Genomic DNA, 17,943 nt, shown 5'->3' with positions numbered 1-17,943 from the left:
CTAAGGCACTTTGTTGGTTATCCCTTTGGAGTTTCAGGGAAAAACATGGCTCTGTCATAGTATATGGTTGTTTTTGTAATATACTGAAAATAGAAACTCTTATCTGATTTTTCCGCTGGCGGGCTCCATGATTGGGGCATTTTATGAATTATTCCTTTGGAATCTCAAGAAATAAAGCGTCAGCCGTTTCCTATGGCGCAGCCAAAAGCGTCAGCCATTTTTTATGACTTGGCCTTCTTTTACAGCTCTTGGGAAGGGGGCGGCAAGGTTCCGCCGCTGTACCGTCATTCCGTCCCATTTATGGACGGTTTTGAAAGGGGAGAGCTCCTTTGGAACGTCTACCGCCTCCCCGCGGCATTTTTACCTCCAGACTTCTACCTCATGGACAACATGGGCGCGGGCGTCTTCGGGCAGCTCGGCATATTCGACAGGGGAGAAACGGAGGCACTCGGAGCCGTCGGGACGCCGCACCGAGCCGAAAAATTCCTCTTTGGGACGGGTAAAGAGGGAGTACTCGGAGGGGTACAGCGTGCGGTAAACGATAACGAGGGTGTCATCTCGTGTGTCGAGGGCCTCTCCCACGAGCTGATAATAACGGTTTTTGTAGTGTCGGAAGAAAGTTGCCATGAAGATCTCCTCTAATGGGGAAAAAGGGGGGAGTACATGGGGGAGTACTCCCCCATAAACAGATGGCGAAAGGGCTTCGCTATATGCCCGCGAATGAGGCCCTTGATTCTAACCTGTAAGAAAATCAAGTGATTTTTCTCGATCCCACTACGGGGTACGCTCAAGGGGGTAGGAAGGTTCCGAGGGCGTAATTGGGGGGGAGTACAGGCGCTTCGCATCGCTTTTGCCATGAGAATACTCCCTCTCATGTGAGGTTTTTTGATATAAGTACTCCTATGATACTCCTTACGGAAAAGCTATTTTTTTGCCAGAAGTGAGTTGCCGGAGGTGCTCCGGTTGAAGCCGGCCGGAAACGGCCACTGTTCGCAAAGCAACCTGCCATCAACTTTCAAACGTATGCTTTATGCAGGAGAAAACCATGTCGAACGATCTTATCACCACTGTCCATGATCTCGTTCTCGAAAGCCCTATCGGTGCTAAGGCTATCGCGCAGGCTGTCGGGAAGCCCTATTCGACCCTTCTGCGTGAAGTGAACCCCTATGACACCGGCGCAAAGCTCGGTGCCGAAACGCTCATGCACATCATGAAGACCACCGGCAATGTGACGCCGCTGGAAAAGATGGCCTTGGAAATGGGGTATCGTCTGGAACCCGCTGAAGGCATGGGTTCCACGGTGCGCGCTTAACCCGGCTGGACGGCTGTCCGGTTCGTGTTCATCAGCGGGAGGGCGCCGTTGGGCGGCCCTCCCGAAAAGTTTAGGCGCTGTCACGATATGAGCTTGCTTCATCCCCACAGCGCGGTGAAAATGCAGCCTTTTCTCCAACTTTCCCCTTGGCGGAATCCATAGCCAAGGCGTTTTGCTGGTTATTCCTTTGGAGCTTCAAGGAAAAAAGCATCAACCATTTTCTAGGCTGTGTCGTCAATTAGACATAATCTATTGAAATTAATACATATTTAAAAGTTATAAAAGATTATTTCAATATTTTCAAATAGTTAAATATAAAATAACAACACGGCCTGGAACACAGCAAAGTTTATAGGGAATTGAGCGATTCCTGAACGGCGTCGATGATGCTTCTGGGGGTTGAAGCCCCCGCCGTGAGGCCGATGGAAGCGTACCGCTTCAGCTCTTCGCGTGGAAGCTCTTCCGGCACTTCAATGTGCCACACAGGAATGCCGCAGCTTTCCGCCACATCGGCCAGACGGCGCGTGTTTCCGCTGGTTTTCCCCCCTACGACGATCATAGCCTCAGCCTGTTGCGAAATCATCAGCGCTTCCTGCTGCCGCTTCCGCGTCGCGTCGCAGATAGTTTCAAGCACGGTGAGGGCGTGCCTTTCCGCAAGCAATTTTTTGATGGCTTCAAATTCCTCGCGTTCCTGCGTGGTTTGGGCCGCCAGCACTACGGCGTGGGTATCTTTGAACGTCTGTTTTTCTTTCAGTTCCTTTAAGCTCCCAAACACGAGGCATGGGCCGTTGGCGTAGGAGACAAGCCCCTGCACTTCCGGGTGTTCGGCCTCGCCGAACAGGTAGAGGGAAGTCCCTCGCCGGGTGGCCTCGTCGATGGCGAGCTGCGCCTGTTTGACCTTAGGGCATGTCGCATCAAGGACATGCGCCCCGAGGCCGAGCAGGCGCGCCTCGTCTTTTCGCGGTATGCCGTGCGCCCGGATGATGACGGTGTCCCCCGGCTGTACGGCGTCAAGGGAGTGCGCGAGGATGACCCCCTGCCGCATGTACGTATCCATGACCTGCGGGTTGTGGATGATGGGGCCGAGCATGACCAGCCTGCCGGAACTGCGGGCCTTGTGTTCCTCGATGGCCTGATCGAGCTTGCGCAGGGCAAGCCCTACCCCCATGCAGAATCCCGCTGTTTTGGCGCGCAATACTATTGCCATTGTCTTCTCCTCGGTACTGCCGCTGGGTTAGCGGATTGGCTGTAATTAGGTCTAACGAGCTGGAAAGGGCATTTTTCTGAAAGCTCCGCCAAAGCTGACGGTTCTTTTTAATCTTGAAATTCCCGATAGATGGCCGACAAAATGCCTTAGGCGCGGCGTGCGCCAACGGAAAAATTGGAAAAAGCTGTATCTTCGCATGGGTAGAGATGGAACATCCACGTTCCATGACAGGGCCTTTCCGAAAAACCTTCTCTCCCTGAGCTTGTCGGCACAAAGCCCCTCCCTCATCCTTTGTTCTGATCGGCTCCCTGCCCTACAGCGTTCCCGAAGCTGGATTCCTTTGGAATGGCGGGCGTTGCAAGGCAACCCGCTCTACTGTCGTCTTTGCCCTCCCTGAAGCCGCGGCCTGAGGAACCGGATGGTGTACGGGACGATGAGGATTTTGCCGGGGCCGTCTTCCGCAGGATCGGAAATAAGGCTTTCACGGGGAAGCTGATGGAGGGCTCCGGGCTCGATACTGGAATCGAACAGCATGAGCGTATCGCCGGCCACATCATTGCAGCAAGTCCAATGCCGTATCACCGCCTCCGTGGGGTAGAGGCTCCGTACGAACTGAAGCAGTACGGCGTTGCGTTCGCCGCGCCGCAGCCAGTCGGCAATGGCGTCCCAGAGGGCGGCGGGGGAAGGCGCGCCCGGACCGGGGAAATGGGTCGGAAAGGGGCGGGCCGTCAGCAGCGAGCCCTGTTTTTCCAAGCGTGCCAGCATGGAATCCACCCAGTCCACATAATCCGTCCGCTGATCGAGGAGGGCACGGAACGATTCCTCGTCGCGTGCGGCGTCGAGCAAGGCTTCGTGCAGGATGGATCGGCAGGCGAGCAGCCGCGTGGCGTTGATGTGCCGCATGGCGTTGATGACCGCATAGGCGGCGCAAAAAACATCGAGTTGTCCCTGATAGGCCGGATTCATGGCAAATTCCTCACGGGGAGGAAGTGTGCCGGGAGCGGGGAGGGAGGTCAACCGGATTTTGGGCCATAAAGGGGCTTATGGGGCGATCCTCCGGGATGACGGCGGGTTCCGGGAAAGGAAATCATGCCGCAGGTACTGGACAACGGGAAAGCGTCATGGTAAAAAGGCAACTGTATGTGTATATCTGGATACCTTGATATAGATGCGCGGAGATTCCGCATCCGGCATATCAAGATGGAACAAGGTCAATTTACAGGCGGCGCACGTTGCACCGCCCGATGAAGGAGCTACCCCATGCAGCCCGAAAAAGGCAGATATTTCTTTACGTCCGAGTCCGTGACCGAAGGTCATCCCGATAAGGTCGCCGACCAGATTTCCGACGCCATCCTTGACACGCTGATTGAACAGGACCCCAATTCCCGTGTGGCGTGCGAAACCCTCGTGACGACCGGCATGGCCGTCATCGCCGGTGAAATCAGCACCAAGGGCTATGCCGACCTGCCGAAGGTCGTCCGCGAAACCATCAAGGAAATCGGCTACAGCAGCTCCGAAATGGGCTTTGACTGGCAGACGTGCGCCGTTATTTCCTCCATCGACCATCAGTCCGGCGACATTGCGCAGGGTGTGGATCGCGAGGACCCGGAAAATCAGGGCGCCGGCGATCAGGGCATGATGTTCGGCTTCGCGTGCAGCGAGACCCCCACCCTGATGCCCGCCCCCATCTACTGGGCGCACCAGCTTTCGCAGCAGCTCACCAAGGTTCGCAAGGACGGCCTGGTGGACTTTTTCCGTCCCGACGGCAAGACGCAGGTTTCTTTTGAATACGTCGACGGCAAGCCGATCCGCATCAACAACGTGGTGGTATCCACGCAGCATGCCGCGTCCGCTTCCCAGGCCGACATCATCGAAGCCGTGAAGCGCACCGTCATTCGTCCCGTGCTGGAACCCTCCGGCCTGTTCGATGAGAAGGATTGCGAAATCTTCATCAACACCACGGGCCGTTTCGTTGTCGGCGGCCCTATGGGTGACTGCGGCCTGACCGGGCGCAAGATCATTCAGGATACCTACGGCGGTTCCGGGCATCACGGCGGCGGCGCCTTCTCCGGCAAGGATCCCTCCAAGGTCGACCGTTCCGCCGCCTATATGGGCCGCTATGTGGCCAAGAACGTGGTCGCCGCCGGTTTGGCCCCGCGCTGCGAAGTGCAGATCGCGTATTGCATCGGCGTAGCCGAGCCCGTGTCCGTGCTGGTGTCCTCCCTCGGCACGAGCGAGATCCCGGACGAAGTGCTCACCAAGGCCGTGCGCGAAGTGTTCGACCTGCGCCCCTACCACATCACGAAGCGCCTCGATCTGCTCCGCCCCATCTACAAGAAAACGTCCTGCTACGGTCACTTTGGCCGTGAACTCCCCGAATTTGCGTGGGAACGCACCGACGCCGTCGCGGATCTCCGTACCGCCGCGAAGGTTTGAGCGTGGCCGCATACGGCCATACCCTCGTAATGCCCCTTTAAGCGCCAAGCCCGGCGTTTGAGGCTATGGGACGGAAAAGGCGCCTCTCTGCGGAGGGCGCCTTTTTTTGCTGGAAAATCGTCCGCGTTAGAGATAGTCCTGAGAGGGATTATATCTATGCGGAGGTGCCCAGTGAGGGTCAGCAAAAGTCAAAAGCGGTTCTTTTTGGAAAAAGCCTTTTGGGAGCAGCTTCGGAACTGGGGCTGGATTTATCTCTTCTTTGCCGGTTTTTCTTTGTTGACGGGATTGATTTCATTCGGGGCCACGCTGCGCTGGTTTCCCCTTTCCGACATGCTGCGTTCGCTGCTGCTCGATACCCTGTTGACGCTGCCTGTGATGTTTCTTCCCGGTGTGCTTGGCGTGGGGTTCCTCATCCTGTCGTTCGTGCCCTTTCTTGCCGTCACCCTCGCCAATGTCGTGCATATCCTGCTGTACCGCGCCCCCATATCAACCTTTGCGATCCAGTCCATTTTTGAGACGACCTCCAATGAGGCGAGGGAATTTGTCACGGACTTTTTTTCTATCCCCAATGCGCTCATTCTTGCGGCCGTTTTTGTGATACCGTTTTTCCTCCTTGTGAAGGCGGTACGGGCCAGACATTCTCTCTCTCTCTCTCTCTCTCTCTCTCTCTCTCTCCAGTACACGTATTGCTCTTAATCCTTTGCATCCCCATCGCCTATTCAGCCGTGCGCAAGGGGCCGCGCCTGCTTGCCTCCCACGGGGTATACCAGTTTTGCACGACCCTCTGCCGCTATGCCGATGAAATACGGGCTGTGGATGCCGTACGCACCGAGAGGCAAAGCCTGTCGCTGGCTCCTGTGGCTTTTCTGGACGGCGATCCCGCCATGCCGCGGACGTATGTGTTCATCGTCGGGGAGTCGGCGAACCGGAACCATTTTTCCCTGTATGGCTACAAGCGGAACACGACGCCGAGGCTGGAGGCCATGCGGGATGAGCTGGTCATTTTTGACGATGTCATCAGCCCGGACACCCATACCATCCCCAGCTTGCGGAAAGTCCTCCTTTTCCCGGAACTGCGGCAAGGCGATTCTATCCTGAGCAGCCCATCCGTTTTGACCCTTCTGAACAGCGCGGGATTTACGACATACTGGATTTCCAATCAGGCCGTGAATGTGGAGGGGGCTACGGGGGTACGGCTGTTCGCTGAAGACGCAAAGCATGTTTCGTTCCTCAATATGGCCCGTGATGAGGGCCGGAGCGTGAGCTATGACGCGGTGGTGCTGCCGGAACTGGAAAAGGTGCTCGGCAACGCGGTGGAGCGTAAGGCCGTCTTTATCCATTTGATGGGCTCCCACCTGACGTATGCGCTGCGGTATCCCCCGGAATTCGGCGTGTTTTCTTCCACGGACGACATCCCCACAAAACCGTGGAGGCCGGAAAGCGCAAAACGGTATGTCAATACGTACGATAATTCCATACTGTACACGGATCTTATCGTGTCCGGCATCATCAATGCCGTAAAACGGAAGGGCGGGAACGCCTTTGTGGTGTATTTTTCGGATCATGGGCAGGAAGTGTATGATACGCGCCCGGTACGCGGGCAAATAGCCAATGATCCCTCGAAGCATATGCTGGATATTCCTTTCCTGTGCTGGTTTTCTCCCGAATATCAGCGCAGGAACGCCGAGTTTGTGGGGCGGGTGAAAGGGGCCGTCCATAAACCTTGGGTGACGTCGGAGTTTGCCTATGCCGCGGCGGAGCTTGCCCGGCTTTCGTTCGGGGGGAGCAAACCGGAAAAAACGCCCTTCTCGGCGGGCTATGAGCCTTGGGCCCGGTACGCCCCCAATGGAAGCGAGTACGGCTCGTTGGATAAATAGCACGTTCCGTGCTTGACATCGGCTTTGTTTCCTTGAACTGTAGCCGATGCGCGCTGCGGCGCGGCGTTCCCGTTTTTTCGGCGGGGCCAAAACAAACCACGAGAGTCAGGCCATGATAGTTGCAGACGTTCATAACCATACCAACGCGTCCCACGGCAAGGCGTCCGTCGGCGAGATGTATGCCGCCGCCAAGGAGCGCGGTCTTGCCGTATACGGCTTTTCCGAGCATTCCCCCCGTCCCGAAGCGTATTCCTATCCTGTGGAATACCGGGAACATCTGCGCCGGAATTTCGTGCGCTACGCCAGTGAGGTCATGCAGCTCCGCGCCTTGTCGAGTTCGCCCAAGGTGCTGCTCGGCATGGAGCTGGACTGGTTCCCCTCCGAGCGGGCCTTCATGGAGGCCGCCGTTGCGGCGTACCCGTTCGACTACATCATCGGGGGCATCCATTTCCTTGGTTCGTGGGGGTTCGACTTCACGCAGGACGACTGGAAGATCAGCCCGCAGCAGTGCCATACGCGCTATGAAAATTATTTCCGTACGCTGGCGGACATGGCCCGCAGCGGGCTGGTGGACATCGCCGCGCACCCCGACATCATCAAGCTGTATTCCGTAGACGTGTTCCATCAATGGCTCGCCATGCCGGAGAGCCTTGCCTTGATCCGTGAGGCGTTGACGGCTATCCGCGACAACGGGCTGGCGATGGAGGTTTCCTCCGCCGGGCTGCGCAAGCCGTGCAATGAGATTTATCCTCACCCGGCGATCATGGAGCTGGCTTCGGAGCTGGGGGTGAAGATCAGCTTCGGGTCTGATGCGCATTGCCCGAACACGCCCGCCTATGCGTTCGACAAGCTGGAAGCCTATGCCCGTTCCTACGGCTACACGTCCAGCGTCATTTTTGAGAACAGGAAGCCCCGCGAGATCGGTTTTTAGAGGGCTGGGAGGAGATTGGGAGGGGAGAGGGCCCCTTTCTGAAGAAAGGCTCCCTCTCCCCTCCCAAACCCACCCCTCTCCCTCCAAAGACTTTCGGCTGGTGGGGAGGCCGCGCGGCGGGAGTCCCGTTTTGCGGAAAGGCAAAAGGGGCGCTGGCTGTTTGTCCCCTTTTTCCAACGGCTATGTCATGGAATGTGGTTGTTTCATCTTCGCAATATGATGAAAATATGGCCTTTTTCTCCAATGGTTCCGTTGGCGGGCCCTATGGCCGGCATTGTATTGGTTATTCCTTTGGAGTTCCAAGAGGTTCTGTCACGGCATATGGTTGCTTTGTTTTTGTAGTGCACTGAAAATAGATACTTTTTATCTTGTTTTTCCGCTGAGGGGCTCCATGATTGGGCATTTTATGGGTTATTCCTTTGGCCCTGTCATCGTATGTGGTTGTTTCATCTCTACAGCACGGTGAAAATACAGCCTTTTTCTCCAGTTTTCCCCTTGGAGGAATCCTTGGTTAAGGCATTTTGCCGGTTATTCCTTTGGAACTTCAAAGAAAAAGCATCAACCGCTTCCTATGGCACAGCCCTTCAAGAAAGTAGGATCAACCATTTTCTAGGCTGTGTCGTCAATTGGATATAATTTATTGAAATTATTATATTATTTTTAAAGTTGCAAAAACTTATTTAGATAATTTTAAATAGTTATATGTCAAATGACGATACGGCCTAGGGCACGGCCAAACAAACAGATCCCATGACGGGGCCTTGTTTTTTATCTCATCGGCATGAAAGGGAATCGCAGGGTTCTCTTTTTTCTTTGCAACCCTTTGGAGCGTATTGTGGAACCTTCGCGTCGCCCTCTCATTGAAGTTGAGCATGTGTTTGTGACCTATCCGGGTACGGAGCGGCATATCCTGAATGATTGTAACCTCACCCTCTACAAGGGGGAGCATGCCGTCATCCGCGGCGGCAACGGTGCGGGCAAGTCCACGCTGCTGCGGCTGTTGCGCGGCGAGCAGTGGCCGGATCAGATCGATCACCGGCGCGCCGGGCGGGTGCTCTGGCATGGGCCGGAAGGGGCGGATTCGTCCCCGCTTACGGGGCGCAAGGTGACGTCGCTGGTGTCGGCCATGCAGCAGGAGCGGGTTGTCCACCAGGAATGGCGGGTGGACGGCGAGCGGCTGGTGCTCGGCGGCTTTTCCGATGCGATCTACATCGCGCAGCAGCCTACGCCCGAAATGTGTGAAACGGCGTATCAGCTCGTGCGTCTTCTTGGCGGCGTGCACCTGTTGAAAAAGCCCGTAACAGCCATGTCCCAAGGGCAGCTTCGGCTGATGCTGGTGGCGCGCGCCCTTGTCCGCAAGCCGGGAGTGCTGCTGTTGGATGAAGTGACCGACGGTTTGGACGCACGGGCGCGCAGCACCCTTCTGGACGCGCTGGGACGCGCCTCCGAGCTGTCTACGCTGGTCATGACCACACATCGCCCCGAAACGCTCCCCGGTTGGCTGAGCCGCCAGATCGTGCTGGAAAACGGGAAGGCCGTGGACGGCCCCATGCTGGAAACGGCGGCGGAGCCGGAAAAGGAACCGGTTCCGGTTGCCGGTGCCCCTGAGCTGAAAGGGATCCGGGGATGTTCGGCCCGCATCACCATTAAGGACGCGTCGGTGTTCATTGATCGCGTGCCCGTGCTGCACGACATCAACTGGACCATCAATCCCGGTGAGAACTGGGCCGTGCTCGGCGGCAACGGCGCGGGCAAGTCCACATTGCTGCGCCTGCTGGCGGGCGACGAAATTGTGGCCTACGGGGGCGAAATCGTGCGCGAACTGCCCCGGCAGGGCGGCGTTGTGGATCGGCTCGAAGTGCTGCGCAAAGGCGTCCGTCTGGTGTCGGATCGCCAGCAGGCGACCTATACCTACGACATCACGGGCGAGGAGCTGGTTTTTTCGGGCATCGACAATTCCGTGGGCGTGTACCGTGAACCTTCCGGGGAGGAACGGGCGCAGGTTGAGGCTATCCTCGCATCCCTGCATCTGGAATTTTTGGCGAAACGGGCGATCCGTTCCTGTTCGACCGGGGAGTTCCGCCGTTTGCTCCTTGCCCGCGCCCTTGCCGGGGAGCCGGATCTCCTGCTGCTTGACGAACCCTTCTCAGGCCTCGACGCCCCATCACGTAATGAGTTTTTCACGCTGCTCAACCAGCTTGCGCGGCAGGGCGTGCAGATGATCCTCGTCACCCATCATAAGGCCGACATTTTCCCCGCCATTACCCACATGCTCCAGCTCGAAAACGGACGTATCTCCGCGATTTGGGAGCAAGGGTAAAGAGAGGGCGGCGCCTGAAGGCGGGGAACCCATTTGGCTCTGTCATAGTATATGGTTGTCTTGTTTCAGCAATATACTGAAAATATATGTTTTTTCTCCAATATTTCCGCTGGTGGGCTCTGTGATTGGGGGATTTTATTGGTTATTTCTTTGGAGTTTCAAGGAAATAAGGCATCAACCGTTTTCTATGATACAGCCACCCATTTTAGGGCGTGTCGTCGTTTGACATATAACCTTTTAAAATTATTGAAATAATACTTTTTGTAATATGAAAAAATAATTGAATGATTTCAATAGATTATATTTAATTGACGACATGGCCTAGAAAGATTCACCCGTGTAGAAGGCCGAGCACAATCGGCCTTCCTGCCCAACGAAAAGCTCCCCATGCGGCTTTGCCGTATGGGGAGCTTTTCGTTGGGCCCTGAGGGGGTCCGGGGGAAATCATTTCCCCCGGACAGGGTCAAGGGGCGGTAGCCCCTTGCCGCCGGAGGCCCTTATTTCTTCTTTTTGCCGCCGGGGGTCGCGGGCGGGGTCGCCTTCGGGGTGGGCTTGGGCTCCTCAACGGGGGCTTCGGCCGGGGTTTCCACGGCGGCTACGACCTTGGGCGGGGGCGTTTCGGAATGCACCTCGTTCGGGGCGACCTTGGGCACGGAGGCCAGGCGCGGCTTCGCTACGCGGGCAGTACCCTTGTGGTATACGACGAACTTGGTGGGGACCGGTGAACGGTGGGTCGAGAGCATGAAGAGGCTCTTGGTCGGGCAGACTTCCACGCAGATGCCGCAATAGACGCAGGAAAAGGGATCGTACCCCCAGAAAGCTTCCTTCGGGTCTGTGGAGATGCACTGCGCCGGGCACTTGTTCGAGCACATGCGGCAGAAGATGCAGGATTCCACATTGTTGATGAGACGGCCCCGGTAGTTGGAGAAGGGGTCGCGTTTCACCATCGGGTACTTCCGCGTCGCGGGGCGCTTGAGGAAGTTGCGGAATATGGTGTTGATCATGAGCATGACGAGTTCCTCCTACCGTTCGGTGCAGCTGATGCAGGGGTCGATGGAAAGCACGACGACGGGAACGTCGGCAAGCTGGATTCCCTTCACCATATGGAGCAGGGGCGGAATGTTGGCGAATGTGGGCGTGCGGATGCGTACGCGGTCGAGGTACTTGGAACCGTTGCCCTTGACGTAGTACATGCACTCGCCGCGGGGCTGTTCGACGCGGGAAACGACTTCGCCGGAGGGGTTGCCCTTGACCTTTACGTTGATTTCCGTGTCGGGCAGGTGGCTGATGGCCTGGCGGACGATTTCCATGGACTGGAGCACTTCGAGGAAGCGGACTTTGGTACGGGCCCAGCAGTCGCCGTCGAGGACGGACACGGGCGTGAACCCAAGTTCCGCGAAGGCTTCGTATTCCGTCTGGCGCACGTCCTGAGCCACGCCGCTGCCGCGCAGGGTCGGCCCGGCGGCGCCAAGCTGGATGGCTTCCTGAGCGGTCATTACGCCGATGCCCACCGTACGCTTTTTGACGGTGTAGTCTTCCATGGTCACCTTTTCGAGGCGGCGCATTTCGGCTTCAAGGGTATCCAGTTCGTCGAGGATCCAGCGCTGGTGCTCACGGGAGAGATCCTTGCGCACGCCGCCGACGATATTGGTGGAGATGATGACGCGGTTGCCCGCCGTGGCTTCGTTGATGTCCATGATGCGTTCGCGGATTTTCCAGAACTGCATGAACAGGCTTTCAAAGCCGAGGGCGTCCGCAAAAAGGCCGAGCCACAGCAAGTGGCTGTGCATCCTGTGGAGTTCCGACCAGATGATGCGCAGGTAGGCGGCGCGGCGCGGCACTTCGACGTTCATGAGGTGCTCGATGGCGCGGCAGAAGCACAGGGCGTGGATGCAGGAACAGATGCCGCAGACGCGCTCCACGATGTAGATCATCTGGTTGTAGTCGCGGAGCGTGGTGAGCGTTTCGAGGCCGCGGTGGACATAGCCGAGCTTGGGCAGGGCTTCGACCACGGTTTCGTTTTCCATGACGAGCTGGAGATGGATCGGTTCCGGCAAAACCGGATGCTGCGGTCCGAAAGGAATGATCGTACGGGACATGACGCGCTCCCTACTTTTTGGTGACGGTGGAAAGGGTGCAGGAAGGGCCGCGGAGAAGCGGCGGCGGCGTGTCCTTTTCCAGATAGAGGCTGCCTTGGAAGTCAAGGATCAGCCCGTCCCATGTGATGCCGTATTGGTCGCGGCTTTCGTTTTCCACGAGCAGGGCGCAGAAATAGATGTCCGAAATGCTCGGCACCGCCTGCCCCAGCGGGACGGTGAGGCGGTAGCTGCGCATGTTCAGGTTTTTGTCGTAGTGGTAGATGATATCGAGATTGCCGTCGCCGAGGTTGTGTACGGACAGGGTCACGAAACGGTACCCGGCGTCGAAATTGGCCTTGGCCACGGCGCGGACCGTTTCAAGCGTGATCGGCTCGGCTTCGAGGCGAGCAACTGATGGGGGCATATGTTCCTCCGGAGCGCGGCACGGGGCCGCGCGTCGTCGATTTATTCAAAAATGGTCGTCTGGGGCATGTCCCGCAGGCCGAGCTTGCCCTTGACCACTTCAAGCGCGAGCACGACGCCGTCGATGATGGCTTCGGGCTTGGCCGCGCAGCCGGGCACGTAGACATCCACGGGGATCACATGATCCACGCCGCCCACGACGTTGTAGCAGTCCTGAAACACGCCGCCCGTGCAGGCGCAGGCGCCGATGGCGATGACGGCCTTGGGCTCCGGCATCTGATCGTAGATGTTTTTGAGGACGTCCTTGTTGCGCTGGTTCACGGTTCCGGTGACGAGCAGCACGTCGGCGTGCTTGGGATCGCCGATGTTCACGATGCCGAAGCGTTCGACGTCGAAGACGGGCGTGAGGCAGGCCAGCACTTCAATGTCGCAGCCGTTGCAGGAACCGCAGTCGTAATGGACGACCCAAGGGGACTTCAGGCGTCCCTTATTGATGTATTGGTTCAGTTTTTCATGTAATGCCGAAAAATTCATGGGGTACCCCCGATAGTCTGGGCTTCGGTTCTAGCGGACGTAGAGCCAGAGGATGTTGAAGATGGCCAGGCCCAGCGTGATGCCGAAGGCATGCTTGAGCATCCAGCCCCACGTCATGCGCGCACAGACGTTGTCGACGACGATTTCAAGCGCGTAGGTCAGCACGAGCAGGACGGCCATGCCCATGATGCTCGTGTGCCAGAACAGGGAGCACAGGCCGAGCAGCAGGATGACGTCGAGCCAGTGGGAGATTTCAAGCAGCGCGAGCTGGGGGCCGGAATAGTCGGTCAGCACGCCGCGCACGATTTCCTGATGCCCGTGGTGGCAGGAGGCGATGTCGAAGGGCGACTTGGCGAGCTTGATGGTCAGCGCATAGCCGAGCGCGATGAACAGGAACGGCAGATGCGGCAGCAGCGGCACGTCAAGCGCGTAGATGTCGGAGATCATGAAGCTGCCGGTGGCGGCGGACATGCCCACGAAGGTGAGGATGACCAGCGGCTCATAGGCGAGCATCTGGAGCAGTTCGCGCTGCGCGCCCACGTTGCTGTAGGGCGAGTCGGCGGAAAGCGCGCCGGCCACCTTGAACACTGCGCCGACCGTCATGACGAAGAACAGCAGCAGCATGTCGCCCTGCATGAAGAACATGAGCAGCGCGATGGCCGAAGCCATGAGGCAGACGTAGGACGAGAAGATGAGCCACGGGTTGGTTACGCACGGGGCTTTCCCAAGGAGCTTCAGGACATCGTAGAAGGGCTGGAGCAGCGGCGGCCCCTGCCTGGACTGGAGACGGGCCGTCAGGCGTCTGTCCACCCCGGCGAGAAGTCCGCCCGCGGGAACGGCTACAGCGACTGCGATAAGGGCGAAAATGAGCTTCAGCATTAGAGCAGACCTCCCAACATGACCACCATAAGGACAATGGCGATGGTGTTGATCCTGCCGGTGAGCGTCTGTTCACCGAACCAGGCTTCCATGTAATAGTTGGACGACTTGGGTTCCACGAGGGTGTTCAGGGGGCCGTTGAAGCCCACCTTGCCGTCCTGCACATACTGGATGCCGGAAAGGTAGGGCAGGGCGCGGGGGCCGCGTTCGGCCTTTCTGGACTGGCGCAGGGCGTACCACATGCCGATCGCGAGCAGGAAGAACATGGGGTAGACGGCGAACAGCCCCCTGCCGTTGGTCAGGATGCCCCAGTCGGAGGCGAACATGCCTTCAATCCCGAACAGCGAGGCGATGCTCTGTTCGATGCCGCCGAAGATCCACGGCACGAAGAGGGAAAGGAGGATGGCGCCGTAGAGGAGCGTGCGCAGGGCGAAGCTCATGGAGCCGTCGAGGTGTTCGGGGACGGGGCGCTTTTCGCTCAGCGGGTCGCTGCCGAGCAGCAGGCCGGCCCAGCGGGCCCAGAACAGCACGGTGAGGGCGCTGCCGAAGGCGATGAGCACCACGAGCACGGGCATGAAGGCCGGGGCCGAGGCGGACGCTTCGATGGCGATCCACTTGGCGAGCAGCGCGCCGAAGGGCGGCAGCATCATGGTTACGATGCCGAACAGGGTGATGACCGCCACGCGGGGCATGATCTTGTACAGGCCGCGCATGGATTCGATGTCACGCGAGCCGATGTGCTGTTCGATGGTGCCCACGCAGAGGAAAAGGAGGCCCTTGGAAACCGCGTGGAAGATGATGAGCAGGATGGCGGCGGTGATGGCCGCCGGGGTCGCCATGCCCGCACACGCGATGATGAGGCCGAGGTTGGCGATGGTGGAGTAGGCGAGGATCTTCTTGCCGTTGCTCTGGCCGCAGGCAAGGGCGGATGCGGCCACGAAGGTGAAGGCGCCGGTCAGGGAAACGACGCCCGCGAGCATGGTCCCCGCAAAGGCCGGGGAGAGGCGCAGCACGAGGTAGACGCCGGCTTTGACCATCGTGGAGGAGTGGAGCAGGGCGGACACGGGCGTGGGGGCGACCATGGCGCCGCACAGCCAGCTCTGGAAAGGAAGCTGCGCGGACTTGGTGAACGCGGCGAAACAGAGGAAGGCGACGGGCAGCATGGCGGCCGTGGAGTGCATGACCACGGACTGGGCCAGCATGGCCTGGATGGACAGGGTGCCGATGGCCTTCTGCATGAACAGCATGGCGGCGAGGAAGCCGATGCCGCCCACCATGTTCATCCACAGGGCGCGGGTCGCGTTGCGCTTGGCTTCGCGGGTGCCGTCATGGCTGATGAGGAAGAAGGAGCACAGCGTGGTGATTTCCCAGAAGAAGAACACCCACGGGAGGCTGTCGCAGAGGACGAGGCCGTTCATCGCGCCAAGGAACAGCAGCAGGAAGAAGAAAAAGCGGGACTGCCTGGATTTGGCGAGGCGGAGATGATCCTCATGTTCCTGCATGTAGCCGAGGCCGAAGATGCACACGATCCCGCCGACGAGGGAGATGACGAGCACCATGACGAGCGCCAGCGGATCCGCAAGGAATGCCGTGGCCTGATGGCCTTCCAACATGAAGAAGTCGAGGTAGACCATGCCGGCCAGTTGGCCGAGCGCAAGGCCCATGGACAGCCTGTGGCGTATATTTACGGCCACATACAAGATGAACACGAGCAAGGCGAGATCGAGCACGGTCATCAGGGGCTGGAGGGAACTGTCCGGCGATATGGGCAGCACGAAGCTGCCGTACAGGGCTAGGCCCAGTGCGGACAGAGCTGTGATCCCGGTGCCGGCGTAGACGATGCGGCGGCGCAGGGTTCCTTCTTTGTCCAGGGCTACAGCGACAGCCGCGATCAGCGGAAAAACGATGCAGCCGAAGAGGAGCAATTGCAACATGGACGCCTCACTTGACTTGCGGGGTTGACCCGAACGCGGCCCCCCTTCGGGGGCCTTTGGTTTCCTGAGCGCTCAGGACCGTACAAAAACGGGATCGGCCGGCGGGATTCGCGTCCCGGGCACGGTCGGGCCCGAAAAGAGCGGATGCCGGGAAGGGAAAAGTCAGCCGCGCAATCGTCAAAAGCGGTTCGGACATGAAAAAATCCCCCCTCCATCCGATTTATTTTCATGGATCAAAAGCAATGGGGCGTCAAGGAAGAAATGACGCAACTGGTTGGTTAAACAGTTTATTAAGGAATGTTTTCACAGGCGGTTGGGAGCATTTTGCGGTTACACCTTTTGACGTATCGTAACACTGCCGCCTTTGGGGGAATCCCCTTTCGTCTTTTCGCTTGACTTTTGAAGGCGCTTTCGGCTTGTTTTCCCCATGAATATGCTCTGGTGGATTTTTTGCGGCGCGGCGGGGCTTTGGATCGGCATGCCCAACCCCGTGGCGTCTTTTCCGGCTGCGGCGCTCCTGTATCCGGCCTCCCTGTTCCTGCTTGGGACAGGTTCCACAAGCTGGAAACGCGCTTTCCGGCTCGGCTGGCTCTGCGGCCTGGCGGGGGCTTCGGCCTGCCTCTACTGGCTGGCCATCCCCGTCCATGATTTCGGCGGCCTGCCGTGGGCGCTCGCCGCGCCCTGCCCGCTGCTCATGGGCGCGTACATCGGCCTGTATGGGGGCCTGTTCGCCGCGCTTGCCCATGCCCTGAGGGGGGAACCGGCGTGGAGGAAGGGCGTGGCGCTTGGGCTCGGCTGGTATCTTATGGAATGTTTCCGAGGCTGGTTCTTCACCGGTTTCCCGTGGATTACGCTGGCCTCGGCCTTCACGCCGTGGACGCCCGTCATCCAGTTGGCTTCGGTGATCGGCGCGTATGGGCTCGGCGGCCTGCTGGCGGGCTTGTCCTGCCTGTGCGCGGAGGGGATCCTCCGCGCGCGGCATCCCCATGCGCTTCGGAGGCATTGGCTTCCGGCCCTTGGGGGTTCCCTCGCGGGCATGTCCCTGATCGTTGCCTTCGGCGTCGTTTCCCTCGTTTCCGCGCCTTCAGGCCGGCAAGGGCTATGGGTATCCCTGGAGCAGGGCAACCTTGATCAGAACGTGAAGTGGGAACCAACCATGCAGCGGCTCACGGTCAAGCGGTATCTTTCCCTGAGCGCGGCATCCCTGTCCGTGCCGGAACCGGAGCGCCCCGCGCTGTTGATCTGGCCTGAAACGGCCATGCCCTTCGATTACCAGAGCGCCCCGGAACTTCCGGCGGCGATCCGCGCCTTTGCAAGAGATCGCGGCGTGGCCCTGCTGTTCGGCGCGCCGGGGTTCCGCAATCGCGGGGGCGGGGTTGTCGACGCCTTCAACCGTGCTTACCTTATAGCCTCAAACGGGGTGGGCGAAGGATGGTACGACAAGGAACATCTCGTGCCCTTCGGGGAATACGTGCCGCCGTTCCTTGATTTGCCGTTCCTGCGGCCCTTGTTGCAAGGGGTGGGCGAATTTTTGCCCGGCGAGTCCACCGGGCCGCTGGCCTTGCCCGCCATGCCGCAGCTTTCGCCGGATCGGGGGCCGCTTGTTCTGGGCGTGCTCATTTGTTATGAATCCATCTTTCCCGAACTGGCCCGCAAGCAGGTTGCCCAAGGCGCTACGCTGCTGGTGAACATCAGCAACGATGCGTGGTTCGGGCGGTCTTCCGCTCCAGAGCAGCATCTTTCCCTTGGCATCCTGCGGGCTGTGGAGCAGCGCCGCTGGCTGGCCCGTTCCACAAACACCGGCATTTCCGCCTTCGTGGATCCGGCCGGAACCGTTGTAGCCCGCAGCGGCCTGTTCAAGGCCGAGAGCCTGTCCCATCCGGTCGTCCCGCTGACGGAAACATCCGTCTTTTTCACTTTGGAACCGTGGCTGCCGTGGGCCGGGCTTGCCCTTTTCCTCATATGTTTCGCGCCGGCCCTTTTGCGGTTCCGGCGTCACATCTAACCGAACG

The 17,943-nt window shown here is 58.8% G+C and carries 16 protein-coding genes; 7 read left to right on the top strand and 9 right to left on the bottom strand.

Annotation, left to right across the window (positions count from 1 at the left end; all coding sequences use genetic code 11):
• Positions 1–360: 360 nt before the first annotated feature.
• Positions 361–627 carry a DUF1653 domain-containing protein gene (locus tag AC6I1V_RS08150; protein ID WP_486854839.1) on the bottom strand — a complete coding sequence of 89 codons (267 nt, stop codon included), beginning with the start codon at positions 625–627 and terminating at the stop codon, positions 361–363.
• Positions 628–1,045: 418 nt separating this feature from the next.
• On the opposite strand from AC6I1V_RS08150, the gene AC6I1V_RS08145 reads away from it, so the two are divergent.
• Positions 1,046–1,312: a phage regulatory CII family protein gene (locus AC6I1V_RS08145; RefSeq protein ID WP_005028417.1), complete on the top strand. Its 267-nt coding sequence runs from the start codon at positions 1,046–1,048 to the stop codon at positions 1,310–1,312.
• A gap of 349 nt (positions 1,313–1,661) precedes the next feature.
• On the opposite strand, the gene ispH is transcribed toward AC6I1V_RS08145, so the two are convergent.
• Both ispH and AC6I1V_RS08135 read right to left on the bottom strand, forming a co-directional pair.
• Positions 1,662–2,519 carry a 4-hydroxy-3-methylbut-2-enyl diphosphate reductase gene (gene ispH / locus AC6I1V_RS08140; RefSeq protein ID WP_486853740.1) on the bottom strand — a complete coding sequence of 286 codons (858 nt, stop codon included), beginning with the start codon at positions 2,517–2,519 and terminating at the stop codon, positions 1,662–1,664.
• Positions 2,520–2,891: 372 nt separating this feature from the next.
• Entirely contained in the window at positions 2,892–3,485 is a 594-nt protein-coding gene (locus AC6I1V_RS08135) for a hypothetical protein (protein WP_486853739.1), read from the bottom strand.
• Positions 3,486–3,779: 294 nt separating this feature from the next.
• On the opposite strand from AC6I1V_RS08135, the gene metK reads away from it, so the two are divergent.
• The 5 genes from metK (at position 3,780) to AC6I1V_RS08110 (ending at position 10,083) form a co-directional block, all read left to right on the top strand.
• On the top strand, positions 3,780–4,955 hold the full coding sequence (gene metK / locus AC6I1V_RS08130) for a methionine adenosyltransferase (protein ID WP_302553002.1): 1,176 nt from the start codon (positions 3,780–3,782) through the stop codon (positions 4,953–4,955).
• A gap of 171 nt (positions 4,956–5,126) precedes the next feature.
• Complete coding sequence (locus AC6I1V_RS08125) at positions 5,127–5,651, top strand: hypothetical protein (protein WP_497736960.1); 525 nt, start codon at positions 5,127–5,129, stop codon at positions 5,649–5,651.
• Complete coding sequence (locus AC6I1V_RS08120; RefSeq protein WP_308770848.1) at positions 5,642–6,832, top strand: sulfatase-like hydrolase/transferase; 1,191 nt, start codon at positions 5,642–5,644, stop codon at positions 6,830–6,832. The genes AC6I1V_RS08125 and AC6I1V_RS08120 overlap by 10 nt, the downstream gene beginning before the upstream one ends.
• A 112-nt stretch (positions 6,833–6,944) precedes the next feature.
• Entirely contained in the window at positions 6,945–7,763 is an 819-nt protein-coding gene (locus AC6I1V_RS08115) for a histidinol-phosphatase (protein ID WP_302552999.1), read from the top strand.
• Positions 7,764–8,598: 835 nt separating this feature from the next.
• Positions 8,599–10,083, top strand: a complete 1,485-nt coding sequence (locus tag AC6I1V_RS08110; RefSeq protein ID WP_486853737.1) for an ATP-binding cassette domain-containing protein — start codon at positions 8,599–8,601, stop codon at positions 10,081–10,083.
• A gap of 497 nt (positions 10,084–10,580) precedes the next feature.
• On the opposite strand, the gene AC6I1V_RS08105 is transcribed toward AC6I1V_RS08110, so the two are convergent.
• From AC6I1V_RS08105 to AC6I1V_RS08080, 6 genes are read right to left on the bottom strand one after another with little or no spacing between them, the layout of a single operon-like run.
• Positions 10,581–11,093, bottom strand: coding sequence for a 4Fe-4S binding protein (locus AC6I1V_RS08105; protein ID WP_302552996.1), 513 nt, complete (start codon positions 11,091–11,093; stop codon positions 10,581–10,583).
• 12 nt (positions 11,094–11,105) lie between these two features.
• A complete protein-coding gene (locus tag AC6I1V_RS08100) occupies positions 11,106–12,182 on the bottom strand; it encodes a hydrogenase large subunit (protein ID WP_302552995.1) in 1,077 nt (358 codons plus the stop codon).
• Between the two features lie 10 nt (positions 12,183–12,192).
• Positions 12,193–12,585 (bottom strand): NADH-quinone oxidoreductase subunit C, encoded by a 393-nt coding sequence (locus AC6I1V_RS08095; RefSeq protein ID WP_302552994.1) that lies wholly within the window; start codon positions 12,583–12,585, stop codon positions 12,193–12,195.
• A 41-nt stretch (positions 12,586–12,626) separates the two neighbouring features.
• A complete protein-coding gene (locus AC6I1V_RS08090) occupies positions 12,627–13,118 on the bottom strand; it encodes an NADH-quinone oxidoreductase subunit B family protein (protein WP_302552993.1) in 492 nt (163 codons plus the stop codon).
• A gap of 30 nt (positions 13,119–13,148) precedes the next feature.
• Entirely contained in the window at positions 13,149–13,997 is an 849-nt protein-coding gene (locus AC6I1V_RS08085; RefSeq protein ID WP_486853736.1) for a respiratory chain complex I subunit 1 family protein, read from the bottom strand.
• Entirely contained in the window at positions 13,997–15,931 is a 1,935-nt protein-coding gene (locus tag AC6I1V_RS08080) for an NADH-quinone oxidoreductase subunit 5 family protein (protein ID WP_302552991.1), read from the bottom strand. Before AC6I1V_RS08080 ends, AC6I1V_RS08085 begins: the two co-directional genes overlap by 1 nt.
• A 427-nt stretch (positions 15,932–16,358) precedes the next feature.
• Between AC6I1V_RS08080 and lnt the strand changes: the two genes are divergently transcribed.
• Positions 16,359–17,936 carry an apolipoprotein N-acyltransferase gene (lnt, locus tag AC6I1V_RS08075; protein ID WP_486853735.1) on the top strand — a complete coding sequence of 526 codons (1,578 nt, stop codon included), beginning with the start codon at positions 16,359–16,361 and terminating at the stop codon, positions 17,934–17,936.
• Positions 17,937–17,943: the final 7 nt, after the last annotated feature.

Source organism: Bilophila sp. T19-St14 (assembly GCF_059728385.1).
Note: the sequence above shows the minus strand (reverse complement) of the source record. Positions and strands in the feature narration are given on the sequence as shown.